Origin of the sequence: Cupriavidus taiwanensis (genome assembly GCF_900250075.1) — a bacterium.
GTDB lineage: Bacteria > Pseudomonadota > Gammaproteobacteria > Burkholderiales > Burkholderiaceae > Cupriavidus > Cupriavidus taiwanensis_C.
The window spans coordinates 2247132-2264752 of sequence record NZ_LT977071.1 but is presented as its reverse complement, the minus strand read 5'-3'; the positions used below and the strand labels follow the sequence as shown (position 1 = coordinate 2264752).

Genomic DNA, 17621 nt, shown 5'->3' with positions numbered 1-17621 from the left:
TGGCGGAGTCATGTGAGGAGGTGGCGGCCGCCGCTATTTCTACTGGTCTGCCTTTGCCCCCGAACGGCGCACGATTTCCGCCCATTTCCTGCCCTCAGCGGCGTTGTAGCGGGCAAAGTCGGCGGGCGACGAGCCCACCGGCTCAGCACCCATGTCCGCGTACTGCTGGCGCACATCGGGCCGTTTCAGCGCGGCAGCCGCATGCGTGGCAAGCTTCTCGATTACTGCTGCCGGCGTGCCTCGCGGCGCCCACAAGCCATACCAGGTACTGATGTCGAAGCCGGGCAAGCCGGATTCCGCAACGGTCGGGATGTCAGGCAACGCGCTCGCGCGGCGTGGGGTGGTAACAGCGATGGCACGTAGCTTGCCGGACTTGATAAACGGCATGGCGGACGGCATGGAATCGAACATCAGCTGGATCTGGCCGCCCATCAGATCCGTCAGCGCCGGCGCGCTGCCCTTGTATGGAACATGCTGCATCGGCACCCTGGCCGCCAGCTTGAACGATTCGCCGGCCAGGTGCTGGGCCGAGGCATTGCCCGCCGAGCCGAAGTTAAGCGCGCCGGCCTCGCGCCTGGCATAGGCAATCAGGTCCTGCACGGTCTTCACCGGCGAGGCGTTGTTGACCACCAGCACCAGCGGTACGTCGGCCAGCTGCGTGATTGGCACGAAATCCTTGAACGCGTCATAGCGCATCTTCGGCTGGATGCTGGGGTTGATCACATGCAGCGAGGCATTGGCGAGGATGGTGTAGCCGTCAGCGGCCGCGCGCGCCACGGCTTCGGCGCCGATCATGCCGCTGGCGCCGGGTTTGTTGTCGACCACCACGCCCTGGCCCAGGCTTTCGCCCATCTTGACCGCCACCACGCGCGCCAGCAGGTCGGTGGGTCCGCCGGCCGGGTAGGGCAGCACCATGCGCACCGGATGTTGCGGAAATTCCTGCGCGCCGGCGGCGGCGGGCAGCAGCGCGCTGGCGGCCGACAGCACCAGCGCCGCGCGCAGCCGCGTCCATATCGCATGTGGTTTCGGATATCGGGTGTTCACGTCTCTGTCTCCTTGATTTTTATCGCTACCTTGCCCACCACCTGGCGGGATTCCAGCGCGGCCAGGGCATCGCCCAGGCCGGTGATCGGATAGGTCGCGGACACGGTCGGCGCCAGCTTGCCCTGTGCGGCCCAGTCGAACAGCGTTGCCATGACGTCCTGCAGCGCCGCGGCGTGCTGTGCGCGCTCGTTGGCGGGCGTCCAGCCGATATAGCGGCCAAAGAAGAACCCGTGCAGCGTCAGGTTCTTGACCAGTAGCAGGTTCACCGGTGCCTGCGGGATGGTGCCGCTGGCAAAGCCGATGCTGAGGATGCGGGCGTTGGCCGCCGCCGCGCGCAGCGCCTGCTGGAACAGCTCGCCACCGACGGGGTCCACCACCACGTCGGCACCGCGACCGCCGGTCAGGGCCTTGACCGCGCCTGCCAGGTCCGCCGGCGCCACTGCGTGCGCCGCACCGCGCCGCAGCGCGTCGGCACGCTTGGCCTCGGTGCTGGCGCAGGCGATCACGGTGGCGCCCAGCTCGCGCGCAATCTCCACGGCGGCCAGGCCCACGCCCGCGCCGGCCCCCAGCACCAGCACGGTATCGCCGGGGCGCAGCGCGCAGCGCCACACCAACCCGCAATAGGCCGTGCCGTACGAAATCGGAACCGGCAGCGCGACCGTCGAGGGCAGCGTGTCCGGCACGCGATAGACCGTGTATTCGGGCACCGTGACCCGTTCGGCAAAGCAGCCCCAGTCCGCGATCGCCACCACGCGGTGGCCCGGGCGCAGCCGTGTGACGGCATCGCCGCAGGCGACCACGCGGCCGACGGCCTCGGTGCCCGGCACGAAAGGCAGCGGCGGGCGCCTTTGGTACTGCCCGGCAATCATCAGGCCGGTGGCATGGCTTACGCTGGCATACTCGACCGCGACCGTGACCGCATGCGGGTCAGCCAGCGCCGGCTCGGGAATGGCTTGCACGCAGACGTCGTGCACACTGCCAAATTGTTCGCACACCAGCGCCTTCATTTGACACCTGCCCTGGCCGCAGGGGCCTGCCGCGCCACGCCCTGGCGCAGCCAGTCGTCGATGGCCAGCTGGCTGAAGCCCGCCTCGCGCAGGATCTCGACGGTATGTTCGCCGTTGGCCGGCGCGGGGCCGGCATCCCGGCGCAAGCCCCGCGCCGGGATCCCGGCAAAGGGCAGCAGCCCCAGCCCGGGCTGCGCGATGGCCTGGAAAGTTTGCCGGTGCGCGGCCTGCGGATGCGCGAGCACGTCGTCATAGGTGCGCACCGGGGCATGCAGCACGTCATGCCGGCTGAGGATTTCCTGCCATTGCGCGGTGGTGCGCGTGGCGATGCAGCGCGCCACCAGCTGGTTGAGCAGCGCGGCATGGGCCATGCGCGCGGCGTTGTCGGCAAAGCGCGGGTCTTCGAGCCAGTCGGAATGGTCCAGCGCCCGGCACAGCTTGCCAAACTGCGCGTCGTTCAGCGCCAGCAGCGTCAGGCTGCCGTCGTGGCTGGCATAGACGCCGTTGGGCGCGCTGACTGGCCCCGCGGCGGACGGGCCGCCGAGGGCATGCTCGAGCAGGTTGTTGGCCTGCAGCGCGCAGCAGGCCTCGAACAGGTTCAGCTCGACATGGCCGCCGCGCCCGCTGCGATAGCGCCGGCACAGTGCCGCGGCGCACGCCTGCGCGGCATAAAGGCCGGTGGCGGCATCGGCCAGCAGCATGCCGATGCGGCGCGCGCTGCCATCGGCGTCCCGGTTGGCGAACATCAGTCCGGAATCCGCCTGCATGACAGAGTCCGACGCCGGATAGTCGGCATACGGACCATCCGCGCCATAGCCGCTGATCGACACATAGACCAGCTCAGGGCGTTGCGCGGCCAGCGCGGCATAACCCACGCCCAGCCGTTCGGCCACCTGCGGGCGAAAGTTCTGCACCAGCACGTCGGCCTGCAGCGCCAGGTCCCGCAGCACTGCCTTGCCGCTGTCGGTGGTGGCATCGATGCAGGCGCTGCGCTTGCCGCCGTTATAGGCCAGTGCCAGCGCGCTGGTTTCGCCGCGCACGACACCGACCTTGCGGCCCCAGTCGCCCGCGGGCGGCTCGATCTTGACGACTTCCGCGCCTTGCTGCCACAGGATGTGAGCGCAATACGGGCCGGCAATGCCCTGGCTGATGTCCAGCACGCGCAGGCCGGCAAAGGGCAGGTCGGTGTCGTCCGGTCTGGTGGTGGAGAGTGGGGGCATGAGCTCGTCGGCAGGGATAAACACGAGCTTTATGCTAGGGTTGGCCTACCGCCGAAACAATCCCTCGATTTGTGCCAATGGTGTTGACTGATGATTGACAATAATTTCGATCTCAACCTGGTGCGGCTCTTCGTCACCATGGTCGAGTCGCGCACGCTGACGGCAGCGGCGCAGCGCAGCGGCATGACGCGCTCGAACGTGTCGCGCCGGCTGAAGCTGCTGGAGCAGCATCTGGGCGCGCAGCTGATGCGCCGGACCACGCGGCATGTCGAGCTGACCGAAGCGGGACAGCTGCTGTATGCGCATGGCTTGCGCATGCTGGATGAACTGCAGTCCGCCAATACCGCCATCGACAGCCTCGGCACGGTGGTGCGCGGCGATGTGCGGATCCGCCTGCCGACGGGGCTGGGCCACCTCTACCTGACGCCGCTGCTGCTGGAATTCGCGCGCAGCTATCCGCAGATTTCGCTGCGCGTGGTGATCAACGACAACATTGGCGACCTGATTCCGGCCGAGGTCGACGTGGCGCTGAAGATCACTTCGCAGCCGCCGGACGATCACGTGGCGCGGCGCATCTGCGAGGTGGGCTGGTGCCTGTGCGCATCGGCATCGTTTCTGGACCGCCACGGGCCGGTCCGCACCGTGGCCGACCTGGAGCGCTGCGACATGATTGCGCCGGCATCGCTGGGACGGCGCTTTACGCTGAAGGTATGGCTGGCCGGCACGCCGATGACACTGCGCGTGTCGCCGCGGATCCAGTCAGGCGACTATCCGTTCCTGTTCGAATCGGTAATGGGCGGACTGGGCGTGGCGCTGCTGCCGCGGTATGCGGTCTGGCGGCAATTGCAATCGGGACAGATGCGCGAGGTGCTGGCCGAGTGCGAAGCCGAGGGCGTGGGCGACAGCGTCTACATGCTGACCGCGCCCAACCGCTATCCGACCCTGGCCACGCGCACGCTGATGGACTTTATCCGCCAGCACCTGGAGCGGCAGGCCGAGAACTGGGGCAGCCGCCACGCCGCTGCGGCGACTGCCGGTTGAGCCAGGGTCGGCACGGGGCGCTTTGCGGCGTGGCGGCAACGCGCCTATTTCTCCTGCATCTTCGCCGCCTTGACGATCTCGCCCAGGCGACGGCGTTCCGCGTCGACGAACTTGATGAAGTCCGCGCGCGTGCCGCCGACGGGTTCGATGCCCACTTGCTTGAGCTTGGCGGCGGCGGCCGGATCTTTCATGGCCTTGTCCACTGCCGCGGCGACCTTGTCGAGGATGGCGTCGGGCGTGCCCTTGGGCGCATGGACGCCGGCCCAGTGCGCGATCTGCAGGTCCGGAAAGCCTTGCTCCACCGCGGTGGATAGTTGCGGGTAGGCAGAAATGCGCTGGGTCCAGGTGGTGGCCAGCGCCTTGAACTTGCCGTCGTGCAGGATATGCGGCAACGCGATGATGCTGGCCTCGGAGGTGCCTTCCACCTGGCCGCCCAGCACGGCCGTGGTGCTTTCCGATCCGCTCTTGTAAGGCACCGGCTGCAGCTTCGCGCCGTACTTCACGTTCAGGATCTCCGCCACGAAATGCGGGGTGCTGCCGGTGCCGGCGGTGGCGAAATTGAAGCCATTGCCTTTCTTCGAAGCCTCGACGAAGTCGCGCAGGTCCTTGTAGGGCGCGTTCTTCGGCACCACGATCACCGACGGCGCCAGTCCGATCATCGCCACCGGCACCAGCGCGTCGTCCTTGAACGGCATCGACTTCTTGATCATGCTGTTGGAGATCACGCCGGCGGCGCTGATCAGGAAGGTGTAGCCGTCCGGCGCGCTCCGCGCCACCAGGTCGGCGCCCACGGTGCCGCCCGCGCCCGGCCGGTTCTCGACCAGCACGGTCTGGCCCAGCGCCTTGCTGGCGCCTTCGGCGGCCGCGCGCGCCATCAGGTCATTGGCGCCGCCCGCGGCGAACGGCACGACGAAGCGGATGGTCTTTGCGGGCCAGGAGTCTTGGGCGCAGGCGCCCGAGGCCGCGAGGAAGGCCGCCGATGCCAGCAGGCCCAGGGCGAATCGGTTTTTCATCGTCAAGTCATGTCTCCGTTCCGGGGTTGAACACGCCGGCAGGCGCGGCACTGTCCAGGCGGACCGATCCGGCTCCGCTGCCAAGCGTGCAGTGCCGACATTGTCACCCATCAGCACTCCGGAGGTCGGCTATGTGACCGGTGTGCGCTCCATCTCCGTTATGCGCCAGGACCCGGAGGTCAATCAGAATTCATATATATGAGTTGGTTGACATGGATGAATTCAACGCCTACCATGATTTCACGCCCGACCCACAGAGAGAGGAGACAACGATGATTCACGTAGTGCTTCATGACGCCAAGGACACCGTCGCGGTGGCCGTGGTGGAGGGGATCCAGCCCGGCACCCAGCTCAATGCCTGGATCATGGACGAAGACAAGATCGTGACCGTGACCGCGCTGCAGCCGATTCCCATCGGTCACAAGGTGGCGCTGCGCGACATGGATGTGAACGAGACGGTCTACAAGTACGGCATCGACATCGGCAAGGTAGTGGCGCCGATCAAGGCGGGGCAGCACGCCCACGTCCACAACATCAAGACCAAGCGCTGGTAAGCCGGTCGCGCCGCGCCTGCGTTCCATTCGCCTTCATTCCGCTTCCATCGCGCATCCAAGGATCCACGTCATGTCCGTGATCGACCAAAACACCACCTTCTGGGGCTACCGCCGCGACAACGGCCGCGTCGGCGTGCGCAACCACGTCATCATCCTACCGCTGGACGACTTGTCCAACGCCGCCGCCGAGGCCGTCGCCGCCGCGATCAAGGGCACCATGGCGATTCCCCATCCGTATGGCCGCCTGCAGTTCGGGCCGGACCTGGACCTGCATTTCCGCACGCTGATCGGCGCCGGCAGCAACCCGAACGTCGCCGCGGTGGTGGTGATCGGCATCGAGGAAGGCTGGACCAAGAAGGTGGTCGACGGCATCGCGCAGACCGGCAAGCCAGTGGTCGGCTTCGGCATCGAGGGCCACGGCGACCACGACACCATCATGCGCGCCTCCAGGGCCGCGCGCGAGTTCGTGCAGTACGCCACCGCGCTGCACCGCGTGGAGTGCCCGATCAACGAACTGTGGGTCTCGACCAAGTGCGGCGAATCGGATACCACCTCGGGCTGCGGCGCCAACCCGACCGTCGGCAACGCCTTCGACAAGCTGCATCCGCTGGGCACCACGCTGGTATTCGGCGAGACCTCGGAGCTGACCGGCGGTGAGCATATCGTCGCGGCGCGCTGCGCCAACGACGACGTGCGCCACCAGTTCATGGCGATGTTCGAGCGCTACCAGGGCATGATCGACCGCTGGAAGACCTCCGACCTGTCCGAGTCGCAGCCGACCAAGGGCAATATCGCTGGCGGCCTGACCACCATCGAAGAGAAGGCGCTGGGAAATATCCAGAAGATCGGCAAGAAGTGCACCGTCGACGGCGTGCTCGACAAGGCCGAGGCGCCGACGCATGCGGGGCTGTGGTTCATGGATTCGTCGTCGGCCGCGGCCGAGATGGTCACGCTGTGCGCGGCCGCCGGATATGTGGTCCATTTCTTCCCGACCGGGCAGGGCAACGTGATCGGCAACCCGATCGTGCCGGTGATCAAGCTGTGCGCCAACCCGCGCACCGTGCGCCTGATGAGCGAGCACATGGACGTCGACTGCTCGGGCCTGCTGCAGCGCGAGCAGACCCTGGACCAGACCGGCGACAAGCTGCTGGAATGCATGCTGGCCACCATCAACGGCCGCTGGACCGCGGCCGAGGCGCTCGGCCACCGCGAGTTCGTGCTGACCCGCATCCACGAGTCGGCATGATGAAGCGCATCTGCATCAGCGAGTTCATGGACCCGGCCGCGGTGCAGGCGCTGAGCGCCGGCTTCGACCTGCGCTACGAGCCGGGCTGGGTGGACAGGCGCGGCGAGCTGCTCGAGATCCTGGACGGGGCGCACGCGCTGGTGGTGCGCAACCGCACCCAGGTGGACGCGGCGCTGCTGGCGAGCGCGCCGGCCTTGCGCGTGGTGGGGCGGCTTGGCGTGGGGCTGGACAATATCGACGTAGCCGCCTGCCGCGAGCGCGGCATCCGTGTGATTCCCGCGGCCGGGGCCAATGCACGCTCGGTGGCGGAGTACGTGGTGACCACGGCCGCCGTGCTGCTGCGCGGCGCCTACCTGTCCAGTGCCGAGGTGGCTGACGGCCAGTGGCCGCGAGCCAGGCTGTCCGAGGGCCGGGAAGCGCTGGGCAAGACGCTGGGCCTGATCGGTTTCGGCGACATCGGCCGGCAGACCGCGGCGCTGGCGCGCGCCTTCGGCATGCAAGTCATTGCCAGCGATCCGATGCTGCCTGCAGACGATCCGGTGTGGACCGCCACCGGGGTAGCCTGCGTGCCGCTCGACGCGCTGCTGGCGCAGGCGGACGCGGTCAGCCTGCATGTGCCGCTGGTGGCCGCCACGCGCAACCTGATCGATGTCGGCCGTCTGGCGGCGATGAAGTCGGGCGCGGTGCTGATCAATACCGCGCGCGGCGGCGTGGTCGACGAGGCGGCGCTTGCCGATGCGCTGCGGGCCGGGCATTTGGCCGGCGCCGCGCTGGACGTGTTCGGCAGCGAGCCACTGGCCGCGGGCAGCGCGCTGCGGGGCGTGCCCAACCTGATCCTGACACCGCACGTTGGCGGCGTGACGCGCGAAGCCAATGCGCGCGTATCGATGATGATCGCCCGCGAGGTGCGGCAAGCGCTGGAGCAGATGCCATGAGCCGGATCGCATTGCAGGAACTGGAACGAGTGGCCGCGGCGGGCCTGCGCCGGGCCGGGGCCAGCGCCTTGCAGGCGCAGGCGACGGCGGCGGCGCTGGTGCGGGCCGATGCCGCGGGGCTGCCGTCGCACGGGGTCTCGCGCGTGCCGATGTACGTGGCGCACCTGCGCCATGACCGGGTCGACGGCAATGCCAAGCCAACGGTACAGGACACGCGCGCCAGCGCGGTGCTGGTCGACGCGCGCTGCGGCTTTGCCTTCGCGGCGTGCGAGCTGGCCATCGCCGAAGCCATGGCGCGCGCGCGCGCAACCGGCGTCGGCGTGGCCGCGGTTACCAACAGCCATCACTTCGGCGCGGCAGCGTTGCCGCTGGAGGCCGTGGCGCGCGCCGGCATGGTCGGCATCGCCATGGGCAATTCGCCCGCGGCCATGCCTGCGTGGGGCGGCAAGCGGCCGCTGTTCGGCACCAACCCGATTGCGGCGGTATTCCCGCGGCAGGGCCACGCGCCGGTGGTGATCGACCTGTCGCTGTCGGAAGTCGCGCGCGGCAAGATCATGGTGGCGGCGAAGCAGGGCAAGCCGATTCCGCCCGGATGGGCGCTGGATGACGCCGGCCAGCCCACCACCGACGCCCAGGCCGCGCTGCGCGGCTCGATGCTGCCGGCGGGCGGCGTCAAGGGTGCGATGCTGGCGCTGCTGGTGGAGCTGCTGGTGACGTCGCTGGCCGGGGCGCAGTTCGGCGCCGAGGCCGATTCCTTTTTCAGCGATGCGGGCAACCGTCCGCGCATCGGCCAGCTGTTCTTCGTGCTGGACCCCGGCGCCTTCGCCGGCTCGCAGGTCTACGCCGCACGCGTGGAAGCGCTGCTCGCGGCGATGCTGGACGACGAAGGCACGCGCGTGCCGGGTGCCCGCCGCGAAACCGCGCAGGCGCAGGCGGCAGCGCACGGCGTCGACGTGCCCGACGCGCTCTGGCGCGAATTGCAATCGCTTGCGGGCGAGGAGGCTGGCGCGCCGCATTGATTTCCTCACAACGGACCCACGCTTAGATGGGCCGGCTACAACTACCGGAGACAAACCATGGATCGACGCTTGATGTGCGGCGCGCGCAGGCACCTGAACCGCGTGCTGCTAGCCTTGTCAGTTGTATCGGCCCTCGCAGCATTGGCGCCGCGGCCTGCCGCCGCGCAGGGCGGCAGCGATGCCGCGGCCGCGGACTTTCCGGGCAAGCCGATCCGGTACGTGGTGCCGTTCGCGGCCGGCGGCCTGACCGACATCATGGCGCGCATGGTCGGCCACCAGCTCTCGGAAGAGTGGAAGAAGCCCATCGTGGTGGAAAACCGGCCGGGCGGCAATGCCAATATCGGCGCCGAGCAGGTCGCCAAGGCGCCGCCCGACGGCTACACCTGGCTGGCGGTGACGCTGACGCACGCGTCCAACGTGACCTTGTTCCCCAAGCTGCCGTTCAGCATGCAGAAAGACCTGGTGCCGGTGGCGCGCATCGCCTCGTCGCCGATGATGGTAGTGGTGCCGGCCAGCTCGCCGATCAAGTCGATGAAGGACCTGGCCGCGGCGGCGCAGAAATCCAAGCTGAACGCGGGCTCCAGCGGCAACGGCACGCCGCCGCACCTGACGCTGGCCCTGTTCGAAAGCCAGACCCGGACCAGCTTCACCCATGTGCCGTACAAGGGCGGCGCGCCGTCGATGACCGACCTGATCGGCGGCCAGATCGACGTGGTGTTCTCCAACTTCCCCGAGTCGCTCGCGTATGTGAAAGGCGGCAAGCTGCGCGCGCTGGCCGTGACCACGCGCGAGCGCCATCCGCTGCTGCCCGACGTGCCCACCGTGGCCGAGGCCGGGTATCCGGAACTGATCGTCGAGAACTGGACCGGCCTGATGATGCCGGCCGGCACGCCCCGGCCGATCGTCGACAAGGTGGCCGCCTCGGTCGCGCGCATGCTGGCCGCCGAGGCGGTGCGCGGGCGCATCGTCAGCGCGGGCTTTGCCCCCGCGGCCGGAGGCCCCGCGTTTGCCGACTACTTCAGCGGCGAGGTGACGCGCTGGGCCCGGCTGATCGAGGAGAAGCACATCCGGGTCGAATAGCGGCGCGTCGCGCCGCCGCGCCCGGGAGGCCGGCGTGCGGGCGTGGCGGCCGGCTTTAGTATGATTCGTCTTATCTATATGAGTCAGTCATGGATCGGCCGGCCGCCCCGCAGGCGGCATTGCAAAGGACACTAACGTGGGTTCCAGATTCGATGCCGGCGCAGCCATCGGCGGCGTGCTGTACAAGGACGTCAAGCACGCCATCCTGGCCGCCCTGGCCGAGGGCGAGTGGAAGCCGGGCGAGGCGATTCCGTCGGAGCGCAAGCTGATCGAGCGCTTCGGCGTCTCCATCGGCACGCTGCGCAAGGCCATCGACGAACTGGTGGCCGAGAACATCATGATCCGCCACCAGGGGCGGGGAACCTTCGTCGCGACGCACCGGCAGGAAGACCATTTCTTCCGCTTCTTCCGCATCGTGCGCCAGGACGGGTACCGCGAGTTCCCCACGGTCAAGCTGGCAAAGTTCCGCCGCGCCAAGGCCGACAAGGAAGAAGCCGCGGCGCTGGGCCTGCCGCTCGGCGAAGCCGTGTTCCGCTTCACCAACGTGCTGTCGCTGGAGGGGCGCCCGGTCATGATCGACGCCATCACCGTGCCGGCGGAACGCTTCAGGACGCTGACCGAGAAGCTGCTGCGCGAGCGGCCGAACACGCTCTACAACTTCTACCAGGACGTCTTCGGCATCAACATCATCCGCACCGAAGAGCGCCTGCGCGCCGCGCTGGCCGACGAGGAAGACCACGAACTGCTGGGCGTCCCCGTCGGCACCGCGATGCTGAAGATCCTGCGGGTGGCTTCGTCGTACCAGAACGAGCGCGTCGAGTACCGCGTCTCCAGGCTGGATACATCGGATTACGAGTTCGCGCTGTCGCAGCCGTGAAAGGGGCTGCGACTCGCTTCGCCCGCTGCCTCAGGCCCGACCGATCATGCGCAACACCGCGGCGGCCAGGGCGCCCTCGGCGTTGCCCAGCAGGTCGACCGCATCGAAATGGTGGCCGCGCTCCTGCACCACCACCTGCACGTCGAACCCGCATTCGCCCAGCAGCGCCTGGTATTCGCGCTGCAGCCGGTGGTACTCCGGCGATTCATCGCCGCCGACGGTCAGGATCATGGGCAGTTTGATTTTCGGGACATGATGGATCGGACTGTAGCGGGCAACGTCCGCTTCAGTCAGCCCAACCACCTGGTTGAGGTAGCACAGCCGGATCGGCTCCAGGTCATACAAGCCGCTGATCGCGCAACCTCCCTTGAGGATATCCGCCGGTACGCCGAAGGCAAGCCAGTCCGTTGCCGCCAGTGTGGCGGTGAGATGGCCGCCGGCTGAGTGGCCGGACAAGAAGATGCGATCCGGATCGAATCCCAGTTCGTTGGCATGCCGGTAGAGCCATGCCACTGCTTCCTGATTGTCGCGGACAATCTCGGCCATGCCCACATCCGGAGCCAGGCGGTAGTTCACCACCGCGACGTTGATGTCGCGCTGCAGGTAGGGCGCGGCAATGGAGCTGAAGTCGGACTTGTCCAGCGATTGCCAATAACCGCCATGAATGAAGACCAGCAGAGGGCGCTTTGGGGTGGCCGCCGGGAAGAAGTCGAGCGCCTGCAAGGCGTGTGCGCCATACGCAAGATCCGGCTTGACCAGATGGTTCCGACGGAACGTGGCGCTGGTGTCGGCCCATCGCTTGAAGATGTCCTGGAAGCCGGGGATTCCAGCCCTGACGTTGTACTGCTGGTCCAGTTCTTCCTGGTTGAAGTTTCGATACACTGACATTAAATTTGGCTCCAGACGTTGGGATCGATGCGTCGATTCCATTGGGTCGTTGCGACGCTTGTCGCGTCCGGCCAAAGATACGTATCCGCGTTTAGCAGCGCGCGCCGCGGGATGACAACCACTATCGCAAAGACGCCATGTTCGGAAAAAGCGAAAACCGCGATGACTACCAGGCGATAGCGCAGCCGGTCGGCGGCATGGCGCGCAAGCTGAAGGATGGCTTCTATATCGCCCCGCATTCGCATCCGCGCGCGCAGCTGATCTATGCCTATGTGGGGGCCATCCTGGTCACAACGGACTTCGGTTCGTGGGTGGTGCCGCCCCAGCGCGCCGTCTGGGTGCCTTGCAACGTCAAGCACGCCATGCAGGCGTGCGGCGATGTGGAGATGCGAACCGTCTACGTTCGCGAAGATGCCGTACCGGGCGAGTTGCACGGCTGTTGCGTGGTCGCGGTGCCGCCGCTGCTGCGCGAGCTGATCTCGGCCGCCGTGCGCATGCCGCTGGCCTATGACGAAGGCAGCCGCGACGGCTTGGTGGTGCAGCTTCTGCTGCAGGAGTTGCGTCCGCTTTCGGTGGTCCCGCTGCATCTGCCAATGCCAAGGGACCCACGCCTGGGCAAGATCTGCGCGAAGATCCTCGACGATCCCTCGGACGAGACCTCGGTCCAGACGTGGAGCCGCTCGGTTGGCGCCAGCGAACGGACCATCATCCGTCTGTTTCCGGAAGAAACGGGGATGACATACAGCCGCTGGAAGCAGCAGGCGCGGCTGATGGCCGCGGTTCGCCTGCTTGCCGAGGGTTGCCATGTCACGGACATCGCGCTTCAGCTTGGATACGAGAGTCCAAGCGCATTCAGCGCCATGTTCAGACGAGCGCTTGGCATGACCCCCACCGAGTATTTCCGCGACCGCAGCGGCGACTAGGCGTCACGCTGCCGGTTGGCATCTGCGCGACATCAACTGGCGTCAAGGCGCGAATCGAGGCCTGGGCCCTGCGGCACAGTCTAGGTGCCGCCGGATGGCCAGCACCGTGCTTGCTCCGTCGGCATTTGTCCAAGTCGAGGAGTGAGTATGTCAGTGATGGATCGTATCCAGGCAGCGGGCATCGTCCTGCCTGCCGCCGCAATGCCCAAGGCGCTTTATGTCCCGTACACGCTGCACCGGGGCTTGCTGACGATATCGGGACAGCTGCCGCTGCAGGACAGCAAGCCCGTATTCGTCGGCAAGGTTCCCGGCGCGGTCAGCGTCGAGGCAGCGCAGGCGGCGGCCCGGCTTTGCCTGGCCAACCTGCTGGGCTGGGTGGCCGCCGCGGTCGATGGCGATTTCGAACGGATCCGGGGCATCGTGCGGGTAGGCGGCTACGTTGCAGCGGATCCTGGTTTCGACGATGCGCCGCTGGTGATCAACGCCGCGTCGGATCTTCTCAACCGGATTTTTGCCGAGCGCGGGCGCCACGCCCGCCTTGCGCTCGGCGTGGCGAGCCTTCCGTTCGGTGCCCCGGTTGAGATCGAGGCAACCTTCGCACTGGACGCCTAGGCGATGGGCGCCGCGACAAAGGCCGGCTATGCCGACGTCCTGGTGGGCCTGCAATTTGGCGACGAGGGCAAGGCGCGAATCGTTGATCACCTCGCTGCCGGGTATGACGTGATTGCGCGTTTCAATGGCGGGGCCAACGCCGGACATACCATCGCCACGCCCGCCGGTGCGCTGCGGCTGCGGCAAGTGCCTTCTGGCGTGCTGCACCCTGGCGTTGCGCTCTACATCGGCTCGGGCTGCGTGGTCGGGTTGCCGCAGCTGGCATCCGAGATTGCGATGCTGGCGGCTCAAGGTATCAGCCTGGAGGGACGGCTGACAATCAGCGACAGGTGTCCGCTGGTTCAGCCGCGGCATGTGCTGGCGGACCGCCGCGATGGCGCACGGATCGGCACCACCGGCAACGGCATCGGTCCGTGCTACGCCGATCTGGCGGCCCGGATGCGGGGCGCCGAGCGTGTTGCGTTCCAGTTGCGCGACTTGTGGTGTGACGAGGGCCGCGTGTTCGAACTGATGACCCGGCTGGCATCGCAGGCCGACGACGATGACGAGGCCATAGCGGCGATGGTGGACGGCATGCGCCACGCGTGGAGGGTGGTTCGGCCGTTCGTGACGAATGATGCTGTCGCGCTGTTGCGGCGGGTCGAGGCCGGGGCAAGGGTACTGTTCGAGGGCGCACAGTCGGTGATGCTGGATGTGGTGCATGGCGTCCAGCCGTGGGTCACGTCCAGCCACACGCTCCCCGCCTATGCCTACGTAGGCGGAGACCTGCCGTGCCGCTATCACCGCAAGACCATCGGCGTGGCCAAGGCCATCGTCTCCCGGGTCGGCAACGGCCCGCTGCCGACCGAACTGGGCGGGCAGCGTTCCGAAGCCTATTGCGCCGCGGCGGCCCATGCGGGCCGCGGCCGCGCCGACGAAGCGGCAAGCCACGATCCGCTGAAGTTGCTCGCCGAAGCGGATGCATTCTCGACCGGCGTGGCGATCCGGATGCTGGCGAACGAGTACGGCACCGGCACCGGCCGGCCACGGCGCGTGGGCCTGCTTGACGTTGCGCAACTGCAGCTCGCGATACAGCAGGCCGGCGTCGACGAGGTGTATCTCAACAAATGCGACAGCCTGGCCGCCTTTTCCCATACGCCCGAGGGTTGCATTCCAGTAGTCGTCGCTGGCGAGGCCGGTAGCGCAAGCCAGCGCGTGCTGCAATTTCCCGCGTTCGCGCAGGGCGCCATACCGACGGATGCCGCCTCGCCGCTGCCCCCGCAGCTTGAAGCGCTGCTCGCATGGCTGGCGCAGGCCATCGGCCGGCCCCTGCGCGGCATCGGACTAGGACCGGAACGCGCGCAAATGCGGCTTCTTGAACCCAACCAGCAGACCACACCATGACAAGTTCAACCCCCGCCTACCTGCGCGGCGAGATGCGCAGGACCGACCTGGCCTGGACCGACTGGCCGGCCATCGAAGCCTTTCTGAAGGATGAGCTGATCTGCCGCGTGGCGGTGCATGACGAACCGTACCCCTATGTCACGGCGCAGAGTTTTACCTTCACCGGCGACGCGTTCCTGATCCACAGTTCCAGGTTCGGCAAGCTTGCCGCCGCGATCCGGGCGAACCCGCTGGTCACGATCGAAATCGATCGGCCCGTGGCCTTGCTGAAAGCGCCGAAGGGCCAGAACACCAGCCTCGAGTATTTCAGCGTCATCGCGCGCTGTGAAGTCCGGCTGCGTGACAGTACCGAAGAGGTGCGCGCGCATCAGTACCAGGCGCTGGACAAGTTCCGGCCCGAGAAGGACTACTCGCCGATCGAGGACGGCGCGGCCAGCCAGATCGTGGCCTATCGCTGCGAGATCCGCGAGTTGAGCGCGAAGAAGCGCATCCTCGCTGACGGACAGTATTCGCCGCCAGGGCAGCCGCGCGCGCCGTACCTGCGCTATCCGTTCCAGTCCGGTGCGACGCTGTCCGGTCTGCCGCCGGAAGCGTTCGATCCCCGTCGGTTTGGGGGGAAGTAGGGCTCGCGATCGCATGACATGAAGAGGTGCTTCGGCACCTCTTTTTTTGTGCTCGGTGGCTCGGCACAAGCTCCTCCGATGCATTGGCGCCTGCGAGACAGACCTTGGCGTTCCGGCGCGCGTCGCGCACTTGGCCGCAAGCGACAGTAGCGAGCGATAGCGCAACCACGCGTTATCGCTTGCGCCAGTGCCATAGAGCACTGGCACTAGAACGACTGGAGACAAGATGAAGCACACCCCTCTCGAGCTGATGCGCGTGCGCACCGGCGACCGCCTGGAACGGCTGCCCGTATGCGGGTATCACCGCCTTCTGTTTGCAATCATTGCGCTGGCCTTCTTCTTCGACAATCTCGACCTGGCCATGATGACGTATTTGCTGGGTTCGATACGCACGGAGTTTGGCTTGACCGCTGCGCAAGCGGGCATGCTCGGAAGCGCCAGCTTTGTCGGCATGGCCGTCGGCGCGCTCAGTTCGGGAATGCTTGCCGACAGGTTCGGACGCAAGCCCGTGTTCCAGGTCAGCATGATCATCTGGGGCGTGGGCAGCTATCTCTGTTCGACCGCGAGCAACCCCATGGAACTGGGCGCATACCGGCTCTTGCTCGGCATCGGCATGGGCATGGAACTGCCACTGGCACAGACGCTGATGTCGGAGTTCATCCCGGCGCGGCAGCGCGGCAAGTACCTGGCATTGATGGACGGCAACTGGCCGATCGCGTTCATCTGCGCTGGCCTGATGTCGTACTACGTGCTGAGCGCCTATACCTGGCGCACGATGTTCCTGCTTGGCGCGGTGCCGGCGCTCTTCCTGATCGTGGTTCGGCGCTTCGTCCCCGAGTCTCCGCGCTGGCTGGAATCGCAGGGGCGCCATGCCGAAGCCGCAGCGATCGTCGAACGCATCGAGCAGTCGGTGATGCGGCGGATGAAGCTTGATGCATTGCCGGAAGTCACTCCGGCGGCTGCGGCGGCGGAGCCGGAGGCAACGGGATTGCGCGTGCTGTGGTCGCGCGCGTACCGCAGCCGGACCCTGACTGTCTGGGGGCTGTGGTTCTTTGCCCTGCTGGGGTTCTACGGCCTCAATACGTGGATCGGCGCGCTGCTGCAGCAATCGGGACTGGATGTGACCAAGTCCGTGTTGTACACGGTGTATATCTCGATCGGCGGGATTCCGGGCTTCCTTTGGGCGGCGTGGGTGGTGGAGCGCTGGGGACGCAAGCCCGCCTGCGTGGCGACGCTGGTCGGCGGGGCGTGCATGGTCTTTATCTATGGCCGGGTCGCTGGCTCGGCGTCGGAGCCGCTGGCGCTATTCCTCTCCGGCGGCATGATGCAGTTCTTCATGTTCGGCATGTGGGCGGTGCTCTATACCTATACCCCGGAGCTCTATCCCACGCGCGCTCGCGCTTCTGGCTGTGGCATGGCTTCGACGGTGGGGCGCATCGGCTCGCTGCTGGGGCCGACGCTGGTGGGCCTGGTGCTGCCCGTCGCGGGGCAAGCTGGCGTGTTCTGCCTGGGCGCGCTGTGTTTCCTTGCCGCGGCGGCAATCGTGCTCCGGTTCGGCATCGAAACCCGCGGCAGGGCGCTGGAAGCCATTGCCGACTAAGGTATTGCCGGCGCGTCGTGGCGGCAGGTATTGGACAAGCTGCGTCATTCCACCACCGCCACGACGCTGGCAATGCCTTGCCGGGCCATCTTCACATAAGGGCAGAAGCGCTCGGTATTGCGCACCAGTTCTTCGGCCAGCGCCCGGGCCACGCCCGGCATCCTGACGCGGACTTCCGCGGACAGCGCATAGGCGCCGTCCACGGGGTCGCGGCCGAAGGCGACTTCGACTTCCACGGCGAGGTGGTCGATACGGAGGCGGGCGCGCCGGGCCAGCAGGTGCAGGGCGCCATGGAAGCACGCGGCATAGCCCGCGGCGAACAGCTGTTCCGGGTTGGTGCCGTTGCCCGGACCTCCCAGCGCGGCCGGCAGCCGCAGGTCGATGACGAGGTTGCCGTCATCGGAGCGGGCCACGCCGGAGGCGCGCCCGTGTCCGGTTTCGCCACCCGTGACGGTGACGGTGGTGGTGTAGAGCGGATCGAAGCCGGGCCCGCGATATTTGTCGAGCAGGCTCAACGGCGGCGCTTGCAGCTTCCGGTTCGCCATGGGCCGGCCCT

General features: G+C 67.3%; 18 protein-coding genes. 12 read left to right on the top strand and 6 right to left on the bottom strand.

Translation table 11 applies throughout. The features are described 5' to 3' along the window. Nucleotides 1–39 precede the first annotated feature (39 nt). Genes CBM2588_RS26540 through CBM2588_RS26530 form a run of 3 tightly spaced genes read right to left on the bottom strand, consistent with a single transcriptional unit; the run spans nt 40 to nt 3271 of the window. Nucleotides 40–1044, bottom strand: coding sequence for a tripartite tricarboxylate transporter substrate binding protein (locus tag CBM2588_RS26540; RefSeq protein WP_115683238.1), 1005 nt, complete (start codon nt 1042–1044; stop codon nt 40–42). After that, the gene (locus CBM2588_RS26535; protein WP_115683237.1) at nt 1041–2051 is read right to left on the bottom strand and encodes an NADPH:quinone oxidoreductase family protein; all 1011 of its coding nucleotides are present in this window, start codon (nt 2049–2051) and stop codon (nt 1041–1043) included. The genes CBM2588_RS26540 and CBM2588_RS26535 overlap by 4 nt, the downstream gene beginning before the upstream one ends. Beyond that, nucleotides 2048–3271: a CaiB/BaiF CoA transferase family protein gene (locus tag CBM2588_RS26530; RefSeq protein ID WP_115683744.1), complete on the bottom strand. Its 1224-nt coding sequence runs from the start codon at nt 3269–3271 to the stop codon at nt 2048–2050. Before CBM2588_RS26530 ends, CBM2588_RS26535 begins: the two co-directional genes overlap by 4 nt. Nucleotides 3272–3361: 90 nt before the next feature. On the opposite strand from CBM2588_RS26530, the gene CBM2588_RS26525 reads away from it, so the two are divergent. Continuing rightward, a complete protein-coding gene (locus CBM2588_RS26525; RefSeq protein ID WP_115683236.1) occupies nt 3362–4312 on the top strand; it encodes a LysR family transcriptional regulator in 951 nt (316 codons plus the stop codon). A 44-nt stretch (nt 4313–4356) separates the two neighbouring features. On the opposite strand, the gene CBM2588_RS26520 is transcribed toward CBM2588_RS26525, so the two are convergent. Continuing rightward, entirely contained in the window at nt 4357–5325 is a 969-nt protein-coding gene (locus tag CBM2588_RS26520; protein ID WP_115683235.1) for a tripartite tricarboxylate transporter substrate binding protein, read from the bottom strand. 272 nt (nt 5326–5597) lie between these two features. Here CBM2588_RS26520 and CBM2588_RS26515 point away from each other — a divergent pair, with 272 nt between their 5' ends. The 6 genes from CBM2588_RS26515 to CBM2588_RS26490 all read left to right on the top strand — a co-directional run bounded on the left by CBM2588_RS26515 (nt 5598) and on the right by CBM2588_RS26490 (nt 11036). Further along, the gene (locus CBM2588_RS26515) at nt 5598–5879 is read left to right on the top strand and encodes a UxaA family hydrolase (RefSeq protein ID WP_012355675.1); all 282 of its coding nucleotides are present in this window, start codon (nt 5598–5600) and stop codon (nt 5877–5879) included. A 70-nt stretch (nt 5880–5949) separates the two neighbouring features. Next, on the top strand, nt 5950–7125 hold the full coding sequence (locus CBM2588_RS26510) for a UxaA family hydrolase (protein ID WP_115683234.1): 1176 nt from the start codon (nt 5950–5952) through the stop codon (nt 7123–7125). Further along, a complete protein-coding gene (locus tag CBM2588_RS26505) occupies nt 7125–8060 on the top strand; it encodes a hydroxyacid dehydrogenase (RefSeq protein WP_115683233.1) in 936 nt (311 codons plus the stop codon). The genes CBM2588_RS26510 and CBM2588_RS26505 overlap by 1 nt, the downstream gene beginning before the upstream one ends. After that, nucleotides 8057–9079, top strand: coding sequence for an Ldh family oxidoreductase (locus CBM2588_RS26500; RefSeq protein WP_115683232.1), 1023 nt, complete (start codon nt 8057–8059; stop codon nt 9077–9079). Before CBM2588_RS26505 ends, CBM2588_RS26500 begins: the two co-directional genes overlap by 4 nt. Nucleotides 9080–9136: 57 nt before the next feature. Then, nucleotides 9137–10159 carry a Bug family tripartite tricarboxylate transporter substrate binding protein gene (locus CBM2588_RS26495; RefSeq protein ID WP_115683231.1) on the top strand — a complete coding sequence of 341 codons (1023 nt, stop codon included), beginning with the start codon at nt 9137–9139 and terminating at the stop codon, nt 10157–10159. A gap of 136 nt (nt 10160–10295) precedes the next feature. Further along, nucleotides 10296–11036: a GntR family transcriptional regulator gene (locus CBM2588_RS26490; protein WP_115683230.1), complete on the top strand. Its 741-nt coding sequence runs from the start codon at nt 10296–10298 to the stop codon at nt 11034–11036. A 30-nt stretch (nt 11037–11066) separates the two neighbouring features. On the opposite strand, the gene CBM2588_RS26485 is transcribed toward CBM2588_RS26490, so the two are convergent. Next, the gene (locus CBM2588_RS26485; protein ID WP_115683229.1) at nt 11067–11924 is read right to left on the bottom strand and encodes an alpha/beta hydrolase; all 858 of its coding nucleotides are present in this window, start codon (nt 11922–11924) and stop codon (nt 11067–11069) included. A gap of 137 nt (nt 11925–12061) precedes the next feature. Between CBM2588_RS26485 and CBM2588_RS26480 the strand changes: the two genes are divergently transcribed. The 5 genes from CBM2588_RS26480 (at nt 12062) to CBM2588_RS26460 (ending at nt 17065) form a co-directional block, all read left to right on the top strand. Beyond that, nucleotides 12062–12847, top strand: coding sequence for an AraC family transcriptional regulator (locus CBM2588_RS26480; RefSeq protein WP_115683228.1), 786 nt, complete (start codon nt 12062–12064; stop codon nt 12845–12847). Between the two features lie 147 nt (nt 12848–12994). Continuing rightward, on the top strand, nt 12995–13459 hold the full coding sequence (locus tag CBM2588_RS26475) for a RidA family protein (protein ID WP_172583670.1): 465 nt from the start codon (nt 12995–12997) through the stop codon (nt 13457–13459). A 3-nt stretch (nt 13460–13462) separates the two neighbouring features. Further along, the gene (locus tag CBM2588_RS26470; protein WP_115683227.1) at nt 13463–14842 is read left to right on the top strand and encodes an adenylosuccinate synthetase; all 1380 of its coding nucleotides are present in this window, start codon (nt 13463–13465) and stop codon (nt 14840–14842) included. After that, nucleotides 14839–15465, top strand: a complete 627-nt coding sequence (locus CBM2588_RS26465; protein WP_012355685.1) for a pyridoxamine 5'-phosphate oxidase family protein — start codon at nt 14839–14841, stop codon at nt 15463–15465. The genes CBM2588_RS26470 and CBM2588_RS26465 overlap by 4 nt, the downstream gene beginning before the upstream one ends. A gap of 226 nt (nt 15466–15691) precedes the next feature. Further along, nucleotides 15692–17065 carry an MFS transporter gene (locus CBM2588_RS26460; RefSeq protein WP_115683226.1) on the top strand — a complete coding sequence of 458 codons (1374 nt, stop codon included), beginning with the start codon at nt 15692–15694 and terminating at the stop codon, nt 17063–17065. A gap of 44 nt (nt 17066–17109) precedes the next feature. On the opposite strand, the gene CBM2588_RS26455 is transcribed toward CBM2588_RS26460, so the two are convergent. After that, a complete protein-coding gene (locus CBM2588_RS26455) occupies nt 17110–17610 on the bottom strand; it encodes an Ohr family peroxiredoxin (protein ID WP_115683225.1) in 501 nt (166 codons plus the stop codon). Nucleotides 17611–17621: the final 11 nt, after the last annotated feature.